We start from the raw sequence: 17,076 nt of genomic DNA on the forward strand, positions 1-17,076 counted from the left end.
GCAGTGACCGACGATCAGCAGGCGGCCGGCGGCGCCGAGCCCGCACCCCGCAAGGGGGCCGAGGCCCGTGCGCCCGAGGCCGACGGGAAGGCCAGGAATGACCCGCCCCGTGCCGACGAGGGCAAGGCCGAAGGCGACGAGCAGGCCGCAGGGAACGACGCCGCGGAAGAGGGCGACGTCAAGAAGGACCAGGGGAAGAAGCAGGAGGAGGAACGCGAGCGTGCCGCGGGGCGGTTCAAGGAGCACACCCGCGACCCGCTCGCCGAGGAGCAGGGCGAGGACGGGACCACCGACCTCGCCGCCGCCTCGCGGGCCCGCCGCGCCACCCGGATGCTGTTCGACACCGGCCGGGACCTGAACAGCTTCGACCGCTCGTACTTCCGGAGCGCCCACATCGGCGACATCCACCTGCGGATGGACGCCCGCCACTCCGGTGCGGGGATGCGCAGCGGACCCGTGCCCGACGAGGAACTGCGCAGTCTCCGCCGCGTCCATGTGGAACCGCAGGGATACGTACAGCTGCGCAAGGCCCTCCACACCCGTCGGCTGCTGGTGCTCGGCGCCGCCCCCGGCACCGGACGCACCAGCACCGCGCTCTCGCTCCTCGACGAGGTCACCGGCCCCGCGGCGGACGCCACGGGCACGGAGCCCGGGGCCGGATCCCGGGTGCGCCGGGTCGATCCGGACGGTGGGGTGCGGAAGTTGGCGGGCTCCCTGGCCGACGAGGGCGAGGAGACGAGGCGCGGCACCGGGTACCTGCTGGAGCTCTCCCTCACCGGGCCCGGTGCGCTGCCCCCGGACGAGATGGACCTCGACGGGCTCGCCGCGGCCCTGGCCCGGTGCGAGTCGTACGCGGTGGTCGTCGTCACGGTCGGGTCGGCGGCCAACCCGCTGCTGGCCGGGCGGTACGGCAAACTCTGCCCTCCCGCACCTACCCAGGAACTGCTCACCACCCGGTTACGGGAACGGCTGGAGGAGCGTGTCGCCGCCGCCCCGGACGGTGAAGTCCGGCTGGAGGACCTGCTCGCCGGGGCGGAGGAACTGGCGGTCCGCCAGGACGTCACGGACGCGGTCGGACTGAAGGACCTGCGCCCCGCCGAGGCCGAGGTGCTCGCCTCGCTGCTGGCCGCACACCAACTGGGGGAGGTCTCCCGGGACGAACTGCTGGCCGGTTGCCGGAGCCTCGCTGCCGACCAGGCCCAGGAGTGGTTCGCCGGAGTGGACCGGGCGCTGACGGCGCCTCCCGCCGAGCCGGAGGGCGGCGCGGGCCGGCCGGGTACGGCGGCCCTGTTCCACCCGGTGGCGTTCCGTATAGCGCTCGCCGTACTGGGCGGCGCCTCGCACAGCGCCGTGGCCGCCGCCGCCCACCTGCTGACCTGGGAACTGTCGGTACAGTGCGATCCGGACCACACCCCGGCCCGCCCGCTGTTCTGCGACGACCCGGAAGCCGATCTCGCTCTCTCCCGCGCCGAACTGACCGACGGTCGGCTCGAGGTGGCCGGGACCGAGGTGCCGGCCCGGCTGATCTGGTACCGGGGATCCGCTCTGCCCTCCGCGGTGCTGACCGAGATCTGGGACCGGCACTTCCCCGTCCGGGCACCGATCGTGCGCTGGCTGCGGCTGCTCGCGGACGATCCCCGCCCCCAGGTGTGGATGCGCGCCGCCGTGGCCGCCGGGGAGCTGTGCGCACGGGACTTCGACCACGGATACGCGGAGCTGATCCGGCCGCTCGCCGAGGCGGCCACACCCAGGCGGAGGATCTTCGCGGCCACCACGCTCGACCAGGCGGCCGGTCACGCCTCGCACCGCAAGGCGGTGCGCAAGCTGGTCGACGACTGGAGCAGGTACGGGACGAAGTCGCTGCGCTGGACCGCGGCGATGGCACTGGGCTACGGGAACGCCGCGGACACGACGGAGGACGCCCTGGACGCCCTGGCCCGGATCGGGGTCCGCGACGACGGGGAGCAGCTGGCGGTCGCCTCGTTCAACGCCGTACGGCTGCTGGCGCTCCCGGACGGTGCCAAGGTCCTGCGGCGGATGGCCGACTGGACCCACCACAAGCGCGCGGAGTACCAGGACCTCGGTCTGGTGACCACCGTCCGGCTCGCCGTGACCTCGGTGGACGAGGTGCTGTCCGACGAGCCCGACTCCCCGCTGGCCGACCGCGCCGACTGGCCACTGCCGCTTGCCCTCGCCGTCCCCCGCCCCGAACTCGTGCTTCCCATGGCCGACTTGATGTGGAGCGCGCTGAACACGGCGCGCTCGAAGGATGTGGCCCTGGACGCGCTGGAGTCCCTGCTGCGTTCGGCGGTGCGCGGGGACGGCACCGAGGGGACCCGGCCGGGGCTGGCGGCGCTGCTGCCCGCGCTGGCGACCGAGGAGAACGACCGGCGGCGGCTGGACTGGCTGCTGCGCCGAATGATGAACGATCCGGAGGATCCGCTCCCCGACGCTCAGGCGCGTGCCCTGTGGTGGCTCGCCGTCCCGACGCGGGAGAGGACGGGCGAGGAGGACAGCCATGGCTGAGGACCAGGACGCGAGGGCGAAGGCGAGGGAGCGGCTGAGGGCGCGGAAGGCGGCCGCGGGGCCCGCGGGGCCCTTCCTGCGGGAGTACGCGCCGACGGGCGGGTTCCCGCAGGTGAGCGCCCAGAAGGCCTCGGTGCTGTTCTACCGCAACGGCGGCTACAGCGTGGTCACCGTCTCCGGTGTCCGGCACGTCGACAAGCGGGCGCTGGCCCGGCCGTACACCGTCTGCGAGATCGCGCTCGGCACCTATGTGACGACGCTTCAGATGGAGTTGCCCGCCGCGGGCGGGACGACCTTCTTCAAGGCCGAGGTGGACATCCACTGGACGGTCATCGATCCCCATCTGGCCGCCACCGAGGTCGTCACCGACGTCGCCCAGCGGCTCACCGCCCCGGTGCTGGAGCGGCTGCGCGAGGTGTCCTCGGCCTACCGGGTGACCCAGGCCGAACAGGCCGACCGTGCCATCACCCTGGAGTGCGCCGGCAGTCGCTGGGCCGAGCTGGGCACCGAACTCGGCCTGCGGGTACGGCTGTACGTCCGCCTGCGGGTGGACGACCGGACGATCGAGCACATGGACGGCATCCGGGACGCGCACGCCTCGGCCGAGGTGACCCGGGTGCATCAGGCCGCGTTCCGCAAGATGCTGCAGGGCGGCGAGCTGGAACAGCTCAGCTACATGCTGGCGGCCGAGCCCGAGGCGGCCAAGGACTTCCTGGAGAAGATCCGCCAGGAGGGGCGGCAGGACGAGAAGGAACGGGTCGACCGGCTCTTCGCCATGGTCGCCAGCGGCCAGATCCAGTCCAACGACATGGAGACACAGGCCCTCAACCTCCTCAACCAGGGCCGCCACCCCCTCCAGGGGCCCATCGGCTCGCTGCCCGCCCGCCGCGAGACCCCGCAGTTGGCGCCTGCCGCCGACGAGCCGTTCACCCCGGACTGGGTGGCGGACGAACCGCCCTCCCGGGCGGGCCGGGGACCACGCGAGAGAGAGCCCTACCCGGGTGACCCCCAGGACGCCGAACCCGAACCGCCGCGCCGCCGCACACGCTCCCGGGACGACGGATGGTCCTGGGCGGAGGAGGACCGGTGACCGGCGACGGCCCGGTGCGCACCTCCTGCGACCCGGTCGGGCCCGTGCAGGACGGGGGTCCGCACGGGTCCGACCGGGGGGAGCGCATCGCCGAACGGCTGCTGAGCACGGTCAGGGAGGACCTCGGCCGGGCCGACGCGAAGGCGGCCGTCCTGCTCTCGGGAACGCTGGCGCTGCCCGCGTTCCTGATCGGGCGGCACGGCCCGCCCGACTGGGGCGGGCTCGCCGACGTGACGCTGATCCTCGCGAGCGTGCTCTGGGTGGTCGCGGTGACCGCGCTGGTCGGGGCGCTCATGCCGCGCACCCGCACGGTCCGCGGCCGGGACGGGGTGACGTACTTCGGCGACCTGCTGGCCCCCCGCGACCTCGCGGGACTGTCCGCCGACGTCACCGAGGCCGGACGCGACACCGCCGGATGGCTGCTCGTCCAGGCGGTGGACGTCAGCTCGATCCTGTCCGCCAAGTACCGGGCCATCCGTTGGGGAGTGGGCTCGCTCGCTCCTTCCACGGCGCTGGCGCTGGCCTGGAGCCTGACCGCCCGCTGACACGCGGCACAGCACGTACACGACACAGAGACGAACCAAGGAACCAGGGGGACGGCCGTGGAAAGCATCACGGGAAGACGGCAGACAAGAAGGGGCCGGGTGCGCCGCGCCGCGGTCGGCGCGCTCGGCGGCATGGCGGTGCTCGTGTCCCTGCTGGCACCCGCCGGTCATGATCCGGTGCCGGCGGCGGATTCCGAACCCGCCTTCCCGGCGGTCAACTACTCCATCGCCGTGGACGAGTCCGCCAGCCTCGCGCCCGAGGACATGAAGGCCGAGAAGGCCGCCGCCGCACGTATCGCGCTCGGCGACGTCTCCTCGTCCTCCCACGCCACCGTCTTCGGTTTCGCCGCCGCCGAGTCCGACGCCCAGCGCGCGGTGGACCCGGTCTGCCCGCGCACCACGCTGGACGCGGCGGGCCGCGAGACGATCGGCACCTGCGTCGGCAAGCTGCGCGGCCGCACGAAGAACGAGGGCACCGGCACCGACTTCCCGAGCGCGATACGCCAGGGAGTCCACGACCTCACCACCGGCACCGACTCCTCCCAGCCCCGCGTGCTGTTCCTCCTCACCGACGGAAAGCTGGACGTCCAGGACAGCCCCAAGTACGGCGACCCCGCGCACCGCAAGGACGAGGGCGAACGGCAGCTGACGCAGGAGCTCGAGAACGCCGCCGCCCAGCACGTACAGATCTGGCCGCTCGGCTTCGGACCCGACCCGGACAAGGCGCAGCTCGACCGGATCGCCGCCGGCGGATACCAGAAGGGCTGCGTCGAACTGCCCTCCGCCCGCCCGAGCGCGGGCAAGGTCTCCGGGGCCAAGGACGTCGGCCCCATGCTGGAGAAGATCTTCGCCGCCGCCCACTGTCTGCGCCACGAACAGGGCCCCAGCAAGCGGCCCCCCGCCACCCTGGAGATCGGCATCTCCCCGCTGGCGACCGTGGGCAGCATCGTCGTCGACAAGGGCGACCCCCAGGTGAAGATCACCTACCTCGACCCCAACGGCCACCAGGTCCCCACCACGGGGACGTACCGCAAGTCGGGTTTCGAGCTGGCGGGCGGCAGCGGCACCGTCGAGGCGCTGAAGATCGTCGATCCTGTGCCCGGCACCTGGCGCGTGAAGGCCGAGGCGCCGGAGGGCCACCGCTCCGTGCCCGTCGCCGTCAGCGTGCTGTGGCAGGGCGAGTTGCGCGGCGCCATCACCATGGACCCGCCGTCCCCGCAGGCCGGCGAGAAGGTCACGGTGACCATGCGCCTGCAGACCCGCGAGGGCTACGAGATCAAGGACGCGCGCGACTACGAGGGGCTGCGCGTCCGCAGTGAACTGACCGGCGACGGCTTCGAACCGCTGGCGCTGAGCCTCACCGACGACGGCCAGGGGCCCGACTCCAAGGCGAGCGACGGCTCCTTCACCGGTTCCGCGGAGATCCCCAAGAGCGCCGACGGGGCACTGAAGGTGAGCGGCACGCTGACGGCCTCGGGGCTGAGCGCCGACACCCGAAGTGAGGGCGGCCAGATCGCCCCCGGCGCACTGCCCGTCACCACCGCGCTCGAACTGCCCGCCGCGAACACCCACCCCGGCTCCACGGTCACCGGCACGCTGGCCGTCCACAACACCAGCGACACCCCGCACGCCCTGCGGCTGTCCGTCGCCGACCTCAAGTCCGGGCTGCTCACGGTGACCCCGGCCGAGATCCAGGTGAAGCCCGGCGAGTCCGGCACCCGGAAGGTCACGGTCGAGGTCGCCCCCCGCGACGTCTTCGGCGACCGCCTCGGCGACGGCGGACTGCAACTCGGCGGCACCGTCACCGTGGTCGACACCACCGACCACGACCGGACACTGGTGCGCACCCCGCTCTCGGTGCGGGTGACACCCGAGCCGGGTGTCTGGGCGAAGTACTGGTGGGCGTTCGTGTCCGCCGCCGCACTGATCGCGCTGGCCACCGTGGCGGTCCTCGCCTGGCTGCGCCAGCGCCGCACCCGCAGGGACCCGTTCGGCCTGGTGCTGCGGCTGGTCTCCGCGGAGGGCGACGTCCTCGGCGAGCACCTCGCCGGACACGGACACAAGCAGTGGTACGAGTTCGCCGTCGTCGAACCCCACCGCAGCCCGCGCATCGAACGGCGCGCCCACGGCCCGTACGCCGTCCAGCGCAGCCCCGAGGGCGGAGCGGTCCTGCGCAAGCGCGGCGGCGGCCGGACCCCGCTGCCCGCCCGCGGCCAGGTCCAGTTGACCGACACGCTGAGCCTGGCCCTCGGCGAGGACACCCGCGCCTCGAAGGTCCGCCGACCCCGGACCTCCGCGCGGACGACCGCGGGCTCCACCACCTCCGCGACCGGTACCGGCGAGAGCGAGAGCGGGAGCTCGTACGGGTCGTACCTGTGACGCCACGGGCGGCCCGACGCGTCACCGGGCCGCCCCCGCGCACCGCACCGCGGCCCGGCCGCCGTGCCACGCGCACTGCACGGACGTACCGAGCACGAACCGGCCGCCAGGGCGGCCGCAAGCGGGGAGGAAACCCATGAAGATCTTCCAGCCGATGCTCTTCGTCGGCCTGGGCGGCACCGGTGGCCTGGTCGGCGCCGAACTCGAACGCAAACTGCGCGCCGAGCTCTGCGGGCCGGACGGCGTCGCGCTCAGCCACCTCAGCGGACACGCCCCCTACCAGCTGCCCGACTGCCTCCAGTTCGTCTACGCGGACTACAGCGAGTCCGACCTCCAGCGGCTGCCCCAGTTCAACGTGGACCCCTCGCTGCGGGCCGCGTACTCCCGTACCTCCCGGGCCACCCACAACCTGCTGCCGAACTTCGACGCGTCACCCGAACTGACCAAGATGCTCAGGGCGAGCCTGCGCGACGAGGTCGCCGACTGGCTGCCGCCGCGCATCGACGAACCGAAGGTCACTCCGCTGCACAACGGCGCCGGCCAACTGCCCACCGTCGGACGTGCCGCCCTGTTCGCCACGCTCCGGCACAGCCTCGCCCCGGTCCTGGAGCCGCTGCTCCAGGCGATCGACGCGATCGCCAAGTCGGCCGGTGAACTGGCCGAGCTCGGCGGCGGCAAGGTCAACGGGTGCGACGTGTTCGTCGCCTTCTCGGTGGCCGGAGGCACCGGCGCCGGGATTTTCCTGGACTATCTGCACCTGATCAACCACGCCTTCCAGCTGCGCCGTTTCGACGGGGTGAAGATCTACCCGTTGGTCGTGATGCCGTCCTCGTTCTCCTCGGCGGGCGGCGGCGGACGGGAGGCGGAGCTCAACGCGGCCCGTGCGCTGGTCGACCTGTTCCGGCTGGTCGACGCGCAGAACGCGCCGAGCGAGGGCACGGAGATCGGCGACCTGGACCTCGACCTCGACTCCGGGCTCGGCATCCGCTATCCGGGCACGACACCGATCCGCCTGCGCACCGGGATCCTGCCCACGGCCTTCCTGTTCAGCCCGACCGCCGGCATCCGCCAGGACGACCTGCGCCGCTCCATCGTCTCCCTGGTGATGTCGCTGATCGGCACCGAACTGGGCGACAGCCGCCCCCGGGGCCGGGCGACGGCCACCGACGACGACTTCCAGACCTTCGCCGCGAGCTTCATCAACCGGGGCGTGCACCGCAGCGCCGTGTCCCCCACCGGCATCGGCCGGCAGGGCGTCTCCACCAGCCTGGTGGCGTCCATGACCGCCCCCATGGACCAACTGGCCGACCTGGTGGCGGGCCGGCTGCTGCGGGAGGCGGTCACCGACCTCGTGGAGCGGCCCCGCACCGCGCTGCGCGACAACGCGGTGCCGCTGATCCGGCAGCTGTTCGCCGACTCCCACCTCGAAGAGCTGTGGGAACGCGCCCAGTTGGCCGTCCCGGAACCCGATCCGCTGCCGCGCGGCGGCAAGGCCATCGAGCAGGCGCTCGGCGAACGGATCGGGGACATGCAGCGGCTGCTGTCCGACCTCCAGTCCCTCGCCGACCGCCAGGCCGCCTCGATGGCCGACCGGTTCGCCCCGCGCCCCGCCATCGACAAACTCCTCCAGAGCGTGGACCCCTTCCTCGCCGAACGCATCGTCAGAGGCGTTCCCGGCAGTGACGAACCGATCGCCCGGCTCGGCTTCCTCGGCATGCTCGACAGCCGCTCCCGTGCCCCCCAGCGCCCGCCGGGCGTGACCGATCAGCCGCCCAAGACCCCCAGGATCAAGGGTCGGCTGGCCGGCATGTCACCGGCCCGTTGGGGCGACGACGACGTGCAGGCGGCGCTCCAGGAGCAGGACCTCTGGTACCAGTGGCGCAGCCGGACCGTGTGGCACGAGGCCTGGCGGGAACAGCAGCAGCAGTGGCAGCCCCCGGCGGCCACCGCCGGGGCCGACCTCGGACGCCTGGTCAACGCCTTCCGTAAACACTCCGACCAGGAACGCAAGATCTCCCAGCAGAAGGGCCTCGAACTGTACGAGGACCGCACCGGGATCTCGTATCTGCTGCCGCCGCAGCGCACCCTCAACCACTTCTACGAGGACGTGGTCACCCGGCTGATCCGCCGGGAGGGCATGCGCGAGAACGACGACGAGGCCGCGCTCCTGCTCAGGATGATCGACGGGGACACCTGGCGCGAGGTCCACACCCTCAGCCGTCGCAATCCGGACAACGCGGTCGCGGTCGTCAAGGCACAGCTGGAGGGCCGCATCACCCGGCTGTTCGCGGAGAGCGGCGAACACCTCGAGGAACGCCCGCTGCTGCCGGCCATGGGCACCCTGCTGGCCGCCGCGGCGGGCGACGCGGACGCCGCCGACCAGGTCAGCAAGGAGGCGCTCGACCTGTTCGGCCGCAAGCTGACCGGGCTGCTGCCGGTGGGCTTCACCCCGGAGGGCACCGGACCGCTGCGGGTCCTGGTCACCCACCCGCGGGTGCAGGCCGTGGAGGAGGTGCAGGAGTACCTCGGCAAGGCGCTGCGGCTGCCGTCCGACGCCAAGAACTCCGTGGAGTACCGGGGAGTGGAGAGCGACTCCGTCACCGTGGTCCTCTTCCGCAGCGAGATGAGCCTCACCCAGGTCCCCGAGGCCCGCAAGGTGCTGCGCCAGTGGGCCAGGGCGAAGGACTCCGAGCAGGCCCAGGACGTACTGCGCTGGCGGCAGCGGCTCGGCTACCGGGACAGCTGGATGGTCAGCAGCGAGGAGGACCGCCGCGTCATCCTGCACCGGCTGCTGTGCTGCATGTGGAACGGCCAGGTCGACGTGGTGGACGGCGACCCGGCGTCGCCGGAACGGCTGAGGCTGCGGCTGTACCCCGAGAAGGGCGCGCATGTGCCCGGCGTCCGGCTGCGGCTGGGGGACTTCCCCGGCGGGGTGTCGAGCTGGGCGGAGCTGCTGCGCAGTTACGAACGCTGGACCGTCCTCGACGACGAACGGACCGTGGAGGACTACTGCAGTCAACTGATGGGGGCTCAGCCGCTCGGTCTCGCCAGGAGCGCGAGCGAACCGCATCCGCTCTTCGTCGAACTCGTCGAGAAGACCGCCCCGCGTCAGCTGGAGCTGCTGGCCGAGCGCCGGGAGCGCGGCGGCGAGCGGGTCGAGGGATGGGTGCGCCCGCTGTGGGAGTTCTGGGCGAAGACACTGCCGGCCGCGCTGGACACCGAGTTCGGGGACCAGCGCGCCGTCCAGCCGACGCTGCGCACACTGCTGGAGCACGTACGCGGCGCAGCTCCCGCGCCGCACGTCCGCAAGGAGCTCCCCGAACCCCGGCGTGCCGTGCCCGATGACGACGACTGGGGCACGGCACCGCGCGCCTCCTTCGACAAGTACCCGAACGGCACCGAGGAACATCCGCGCCGCGCGTCCGTGGACGACCACGACGACGGGTACGACGCCGACCGCGGTGATCGGAGTGATCGGAGTGATCGGAGTGACCGCGGCGAGCGGGGTGACCGCGTCAACGGGCGCTCCGGAGCCGCCGACCGGCCCTCGGTGCCCTGGGACGAGCCCGGTGACCCCGGCCCGTACGGCGACGACGACGGCGAGCGCGAACGCCTCCGCCGCAACCCCTGGGACGGTGACCCGGAGTGAAGACGTCCGAAGACCTCGGCACCGTCATCCAGCTGGACCTGCGCAGCGGCGCGGCGGAACTCGACACCGCCAACGCCCTGCGGGCCGGTGTCGCCCGGCAGTTGGGCAGGGCCGGGCTGCCCGAACCCGACGACCCGCTGTTCCTGGTGGTCGACACCCCGGCCGGGCTGACCGACCACCAGCGGCAGTACGAACTGCTCACCGCCTACCGGGCCGTGGGCGAGGTCAGGATCCTGGTCCTGCTGGTGGGCAGCGCACCCGGTTCGTACGCGGGCGAGGACGAGGCCTTCCAGCCCGACCGGCGCCTGGTGCGGCCCGCGGTGCTGCGGGCCTCGGGCACCGCCCTGCTGTGGGCGGGCGATCTGCGCTCCGCGCGCACGGCGCTGGAACAGCCCGAGCCCGACGCCCCGGAGGCGCTCGCCGTCCTGGTGGACGTGCTGTCGGTCCCGGACGTCTACCTGAAGGTCCTCGACGTCCTCGGGGCGCTGCCCGACGCCGTCGCCGCGCCCGGCGTGCGGCTGCTGGAGCAGGACCTGCCGCTCGAGGTGCGCGACCGGGCCTGGCGCGACGCGCTCCTCAGGTTCGCGGGCGAGGACACCGAACTCGCCCCCGACCTGCTGGTGACCGCCTCCTCCGGTGCCGATCTGCCGGAGCCGCTGCGGAGTCTGGTGGCGGGCCGGGGCGGCCGCGACCAACGGCACCGCGAGCCGGGCGGCGTGGCGGACAGCACGTACGCCGCCTGCGCACAGGCCCTCGACTACGCCGAGGACGCGCTGGCCGGACTGCGGTCCCTGCCCGGGCTGTTGTGGGCCTCCCGCAGGCAGGCGTTCGAGGCGGACCTCGACCAGGCGCACCAGGCGCTCGGCGAGTACCGGGACCTCGTCGGCACGGCCCTGCGCGGCGGCGGCTCGGGTACGGCGCCGTCCGCCGCCGAGACGGCGGCCCGGCTCGGGGCCCTCGGTCTGCGGGTGCCCTCGGCCGAGGGCATGGGGGAGCGGATCGGCGAGGGCCTGCGGGAGTTCGCCGGAAAGCTGCTGGGACAAGGGCTCGCCCTGCGGTCCGTGGCCCAGCGCTTCACCGGGCTGGCCGGGCGGGTGGAGCCCGTACCGGGTTCGGCACTGGTGCGCAAACTCGCCGACCACTCCACCGAAGCGGTGTCCCGGCGGCCCGCCGTGGGCAACGGCCCCGTGGCCACGGGGCTCGGCGCGCTGCCCGAGGCGGCCGTGGCGGGGCTGCTCGGGGCCCTGTGGCGGGGGCCCCTGGCGGCGCTGGCGATCGCCGTCCCGCTGGTGTTCGTCGCGGTGGCGCTGCTCGGCGCGTCCAGGCTGCGGGGCGCGGGACGCCCGGGCCGCTGGGGCTGGGGTCCCCGGGCCGCGGCACTCGGTGGCGCCGCGGCCGGTGTGGCGGTGGCGTACGCGGTCGAGCCCCCGCTCTGGCTGAGCGCCGTCGGTCTCCTGGCGGGCCTCGGTGTCGCGGTGGAGACGGCACGCCGGCTGTGGCGCGCCGCGATCGACTCCTGGGCGGCCTTCCACGCCACCACCGCGCTGCGGGGGGCCCTGGCCGGGCTCGACGAGCTGCTGGCCGAGGCGGTCCGTGAACACTGGGCCGTCGAGGAGCGCCTGCACTGCGCCGACGCGGCCCGGTCCGTCGCCGGCATGCTGCGGGCGACGGCCGCCGCCGCGGCCGCCGCCGCGGCCGCCGAGTCGGTGCCCGAGCCCGAGCGGCCCACGGTCACCGGCGCGCCCGGTCCCGAGCCGCTCGACGCGGACGACTGGCTGACCAGCACCTCGGTCCTGGAGACGGACGCGTTCGCGGTGCCCGACGACGGGGACAGCGACTGGGCGAGCGCCTACGCCTGGCAGGACGGGGCTTCCTGGAGCGAGCCCGGCGAGCCCGAGGCGCGGGGTGAGTTCGCCAAGTCCCCGGGGCCCGCCGACCCGTCGGCGGAGCGCACCGCGGGAGTTCCGCGCTGGCTGGACCGCGAGAGCGGCGAGGGCGGACCGGAGCTCGTCGCCGTCCTGGCCGGTGATCTGACGGACGCCGCCATGGTGGCGATGGAGCCCTACTGGGGTGCCGTCGAGCGCGGCCAGGCCGGCGCCCTCGCCGTCCGGCGCACCGAGGAACGGGTCCGCGACCTGCTCTCGACGGCCCGCCGCCACCTCCAGCACAACGGCGTACTGGCCCCGCCCCCGTTCGCCGCCGACCACCGCACCCGGGCCGGCTCGGCGAACCTGCTGGGCACCGACCCGCGCCGGGTGGCCGACCTGGTCGGCGCGGAGGCGGACCGGCAGGCCGTGGTCCAACTCTCCTCACCCGAGCAGGGAACGCTGCTCAGCCGGGACCCGGCGGCCGCGGTGTGGATCAGGTTCGCGCCGGAGGCCGTGCGCGACGAGGTCGAGAAGACCTGGCGGACCACCGGTTGCGTACCGCCGGAGCAGACGCTGTGGACCTCCTCGGGACGCTACGCCGGCCTGGTCCGGCTCACCCCGCTGCGGATGGGCGTGGTGGACACCGTCCGCTCCCGCCAGAACTCCCCGGCCGACGGGCTCGACCCGTACGACCGCGAGAACGCGTACGACAGTGAGGACGGCGACAACTGGTGACCAGCACCTCGCACCCCCACCTGACGGAGCCGGACGGTCCGCGCTGGAAGACGCTCGCGTTCACCGTCCCCTCGGGCCGGCGCCGGGTCGCCCCCGTCCGCTTCGGCCCCGAGTCCCGCCGCGATCCGCTGCTGCCCCAGCTGATCCGCAACGCACTGCTCGACGACGAGGGGCAGCAGTGCGTCCAGGTCCGCCTGAACGCCACCGACGCGGCGAACCCGGCCGCGCGCGCCCTGCTCGACGCGGAGGCGGGCACCGCCCTGCACCTGCACCGGGCGCTCGACGACACGGAGTACACGGCGCTCTTCCCGAGGATCGTCGGCTACGAACTGGACGCGGCCGAGCCGTTCCTGCTGTACGCCGCGCCGCGCGGCGCCGCCATCGCGCGTACCCATGTGATGTCCGCGACCGACCAACGGGTCCTCACCCGCGACCTGATGCTCGCCCTGTGCCTGCTGGACAGCCAGGAGCTGGTACTGCGGGGCATCTCGCCCGCCACCGTGCTCTGGGACGGCGCCTCGGTCCAGCTCTGGGGACTGGAGGGGGCGGCCCGTACCGGAGGGCCGAGGACCCGGTGGGGCCGGGCGCCCTACTGTTCGCCCGAACAGCGCAGGGGCGAGGGGCTCGTCGACTCCCGGGACGCGGTGTGGAGCGCCGCTCAGGTGCTCTACCAGCTGGTGACCGGCCGGCCCGGTCCCGGTGACCGGGCACCCACCGACCTCGGCGAACACCGGGTGCTCGCCGAGACGTTGCGGGGCGCCTTCGCCCCGCTGGCGGCCGACCGGCCGACCCCCGCCCACCTGCTCGACTTGCTGGCGCCGGGGGCCGCCCGGCGCGTCACGCTCACCGTGCCCGCCGACGAGACCCGCGCGCACCGGGAGGCGTTCGAGCAGGCGCTGCGCCTCAAGCGGCAGGCACCCGTCACCCACCAGGGGCCCGGGACACCGGCCGGGCGCAGCAGCGACGGCCAGGTGCTGTGCCCGTACTGCCTGGAGCACATCCAGCTCGACCTCGCCCAGCTCTTCGTCACCGACAGCAGGATGCAGTACAAGCCGCTGGACGTCTCGACGATCGGCAACGCCCTGCGCCGCCAGGACGTCATGCGCGGTGCCGTCCAGAAGTGCACCGCGGACCGGGACTTCCCTGAGCACTTCATCCCGGTGCCCTACCTCACCTACGGCCGCCCGCTGACCGTCGCGATGGTCGGCCAGTCGTCCACCGGCAAGAGCCATCTGCTGACCCAGATGATCGCGGAGATCACCGACGGCGGCCTGGAGCCGTTCGGCCTGAAGTGGCAGTCCGTCAACCCGGAGCAGCACGCGCGGTTCGTACGGGAACGGGTGCAGCCGCTGCGCAACGGCAAGGTCCTCGACCACACCGGCGCCCTCGGCCTTGACGGCTTCGCGCGTTTCGTGGAGTCCCTCCTCATCACCGACGCCCACGGGCAGGTACGTCCGGTCGCCTTCTTCGACCTCGGCGGCGAGGACCTCGTACGGACCGACGCCGCGCTGCGCTTCCTGCTCGGGATCGACGCCCTGATCTTCGTCGTCGACCCGGCGCTGGCCCTTCCGCTGCCACATCTGGACCACGCCAGGGAACGCTGGGGTGTCGAGGTGAACCGGGACGGCGACCTCGCCTTCGGCACCGTCCTCGACCGGCTGCCGAAGAACGGACCGTATCTGGACGTGGCCGCCGCGATGGTGCTCGGCAAGGCGGACCTCCTGCGGTTCCAGCCGCCCGTCGACCGGTGGCTCGGCCGGGCACCGGCCACCTCCCTCGATCCCGAACGGACGCGTGAGGAGAGCCGGGACGTGTACGGGCTGCTGCGGCAGCACGCCGGTGCGGCCTGGCTGCGTCCCTTCGACGCGATCCGCCGGTGCACCCTGCACGTCGCGTCGGCCACCGGCGGCCAGGAGGACCAGGGCCGCTATCCGGCGGGGGCGGGGCCCCGGCGGGTGCTGGAGCCGCTGCTGGCGCTGTTGGCGCTGCACGGGATGGTCGAAGTGCCGGGCGGCGCCGAGGCGTTCGCCGTGGGAGAGGCGCCCGCGTTCGAGGCGGTGCCGTCGGCGAGGGCCGGACGGACCGGGGGAGCGGTGGGAGCCGTGGGATCCGCGCGAGGTGAGGCGAAGTGAGCGACTTCCAGGATCGAGTGAGCGACTTCCAGGATCGTAGGAGTCCGGCCGCCCACGGGGAGCAGGCCGGCGCGCACGGGCCGGGCGGTGGTGGTGCCGGGGGCTCGGTGCACCAGGTCGTCTTCCGGTGGGACGGCAACCAGGGCCGCCAGGGCACCGGCATGAAGGCCGTCGCCCACTCCTGCCCGGCCGAACGCGCCGAGGAGCTGGGCCGGGAGCTGGGCCCGCTGCTGTGGGTGTCCGGTACGGCCGCCGCACGGCAGAGCGTCGTACGCACCCTGTCCCGCGACGGCGACGTCATGCTCGTCCAGCGCTGGCCCACCACCGACCGCGGCGGCCGGCCCAGCACGATCAGCCATGTCCTGATCGGTGACCCCGGAACCCTGAAGACCCGCCAGTGCCTCGGCCTCTCGTACGGCGGCTGGGGCAGCCGGGAGTCCGCCGAGAAGGCCTCCGGACGCCTGCGCGTGATCGAGTGCGCCCAGCTCGACGCGGTGGCGCGCAAGCGGCTCCCGGCCATGCTGGAGCTGCTGCCGGCGGTCAAGCACGCGCTGATCCTGGTCGCCGCGGAGTGGCTGCGCGATCCGGCGCAGCGGGTGTCGCTGCTCGCGGAGGAGAAGGGGCAGCCCGGCTGGCCGGACCAGGACACCGTGCCGGTGGCGTATCTGGGGCTGTTCCTGCTCTTCGGGCGCTGGCTGGGGCAGGAGTGGACGTTCGCCACCCACGACACGGTGGACACCCATCAGCTGCGTCTGACGTGCGTCCCGCACTGGGAGCCGGACGCGGGCGGGGCCGGTCCGCTGGCCCGGGTCACGGGCCGTCGGGTCACCCCCCACTTCGAGCACCAGGCGGCCGCCCGACTGGTGGACCACCTCCTGGATCACCTCCTCGCGCATCCCGACGCCGCCGCCGGGGTGCCCCAGCTGGTCGATGAGCTCGCCGGCGGCGCGGGGCTGGAGTGGGCGCGGCGGCGCGTCCTGCTGCGCGAGATCCTCAGCACCGACCGCCGGACCGGCCCGCGCACCGACGCGCCCGTGCCCCGCTCCGCGGAGCAGGGCCCGGTCGGGGAGGGGGACGAGGGGGATGAGGGGGACGGGGACCGGGAACAGGCCGAGACGACGCCCCCGCCGCGGCCCCCGAAGCCGTACGCGTACCCCGCCCCGCACCTCGACCCGCATCCGGATCCGTACTCGGACCCACACCCGGATGCGTACTCGGACCCACACCCGGATGCGTACTCGGACCCGCATCCGGACTCGTACGCCGACCCGTATCCGGACACCTACGCGGCCCCGGCACCCGAGGATTCTCCCTCCATGGCCCCTCCGCGGCCGCTGCGGACGCCGGTCCGGGCGCCGGTCCGGACTCCCGCCCACGAGGCGTACGGGCTCCACGAGGACCTCCGTGACCATCGGCGCGGGAACCATATGCAACGCAGCCTTCTGGCGGCGCGTCTGCGCACCCTGCCCGACGAGTTGCTCCTGGGCGAGCTGCGCTCCGGCGATCTGCCACCGGAGTCCGTGGAACTCCTGCTCGACGAGCTGGGGAACGAGCACCGCCTCCAGGAGCGCCGACCGGAGATGCGGCACGACCTGTGCGCGGAGGTGCTCCACAACGGCCTGTACTTCACGCCGTACGGACAGGGCCCGGAACCCGTGTCCAGGACGGCCATGGTCACCCGGGCTGCCGACCTCTTCACCTGGGCCGTCGCCCCGCTGGCCCGGGAGGAACGCTATCTGCGCGATCTGCGTGAGCTGCTCCACCGCATGACCCGGGACAGCCACCCCACCGGGGGCAACTGGCTCCGCCAGAGCATCATCGCCCCGGCGAACGGCCAGGTCCCCGACCTGCCGCCGGTCCTGTGGCAGCAGATCCTGCGCGACGTGCTCAGCCGGGGCGAGCGAGCCCCCTCCGCCCCGCAGTCGCTCTCCGCCCCGCAGCCGCCCTCCGCCTCCCAGCCGCCCTACACCGTCCCGGCCCCCACGACGGTCCCGGAACCCTCCTCCACCCCGCCGAGACCCCCCACCCTCACGTCCCGGCTCTCCGACCTGACGAACAACCCGGGCTGTGTGATGGGAGTCGGCTTCGCCGTGATCGCCGTGCTCATCACGATCGTCCTGATCGCCCTGTGAACCCGGGTGTGCCCAGGTGC

8 protein-coding genes are annotated in these 17,076 nt (G+C 73.7%); all 8 read left to right on the plus strand.

All coding sequences use genetic code 11. The features are described from left to right. Positions 1–3: 3 nt before the first annotated feature. Complete coding sequence (locus tag ACZ7M3_RS26755; protein ID WP_472066205.1) at positions 4–2,526, plus strand: hypothetical protein; 2,523 nt, start codon at positions 4–6, stop codon at positions 2,524–2,526. Next, positions 2,519–3,616: a hypothetical protein gene (locus ACZ7M3_RS26760; RefSeq protein ID WP_472066207.1), complete on the plus strand. Its 1,098-nt coding sequence runs from the start codon at positions 2,519–2,521 to the stop codon at positions 3,614–3,616. The genes ACZ7M3_RS26755 and ACZ7M3_RS26760 overlap by 8 nt, the downstream gene beginning before the upstream one ends. Next, complete coding sequence (locus ACZ7M3_RS26765; protein WP_452976037.1) at positions 3,613–4,161, plus strand: Pycsar system effector family protein; 549 nt, start codon at positions 3,613–3,615, stop codon at positions 4,159–4,161. The genes ACZ7M3_RS26760 and ACZ7M3_RS26765 overlap by 4 nt, the downstream gene beginning before the upstream one ends. Before the next feature lie 99 nt (positions 4,162–4,260). Continuing rightward, positions 4,261–6,540, plus strand: a complete 2,280-nt coding sequence (locus ACZ7M3_RS26770; protein ID WP_472066209.1) for a VWA domain-containing protein — start codon at positions 4,261–4,263, stop codon at positions 6,538–6,540. 136 nt (positions 6,541–6,676) lie between these two features. Continuing rightward, positions 6,677–10,189, plus strand: a complete 3,513-nt coding sequence (locus ACZ7M3_RS26775) for a tubulin-like doman-containing protein (protein WP_472066211.1) — start codon at positions 6,677–6,679, stop codon at positions 10,187–10,189. Further along, entirely contained in the window at positions 10,186–12,792 is a 2,607-nt protein-coding gene (locus ACZ7M3_RS26780; protein ID WP_472066213.1) for a hypothetical protein, read from the plus strand. The genes ACZ7M3_RS26775 and ACZ7M3_RS26780 overlap by 4 nt, the downstream gene beginning before the upstream one ends. Beyond that, positions 12,789–14,924, plus strand: coding sequence for a serine/threonine-protein kinase (locus ACZ7M3_RS26785; protein ID WP_472066215.1), 2,136 nt, complete (start codon positions 12,789–12,791; stop codon positions 14,922–14,924). The genes ACZ7M3_RS26780 and ACZ7M3_RS26785 overlap by 4 nt, the downstream gene beginning before the upstream one ends. Next, positions 14,921–17,056, plus strand: a complete 2,136-nt coding sequence (locus ACZ7M3_RS26790) for a hypothetical protein (RefSeq protein WP_472066217.1) — start codon at positions 14,921–14,923, stop codon at positions 17,054–17,056. Before ACZ7M3_RS26785 ends, ACZ7M3_RS26790 begins: the two co-directional genes overlap by 4 nt. Positions 17,057–17,076: the final 20 nt, after the last annotated feature.

This window comes from Streptomyces sp. NPDC111656 (assembly GCF_055656965.1).

Bases quoted from the DNA above. Each gene is read 5' to 3' on its own strand.
- ACZ7M3_RS26760 (WP_472066207.1), top strand. From the start codon at position 2,519: ATGGCTGAGGACCAGGACGCGAGGGCGAAGGCGAGGGAGCGGCTGAGG.
- ACZ7M3_RS26775 (WP_472066211.1), top strand. From the start codon at position 6,677: ATGAAGATCTTCCAGCCGATGCTCTTCGTCGGCCTGGGCGGCACCGGT.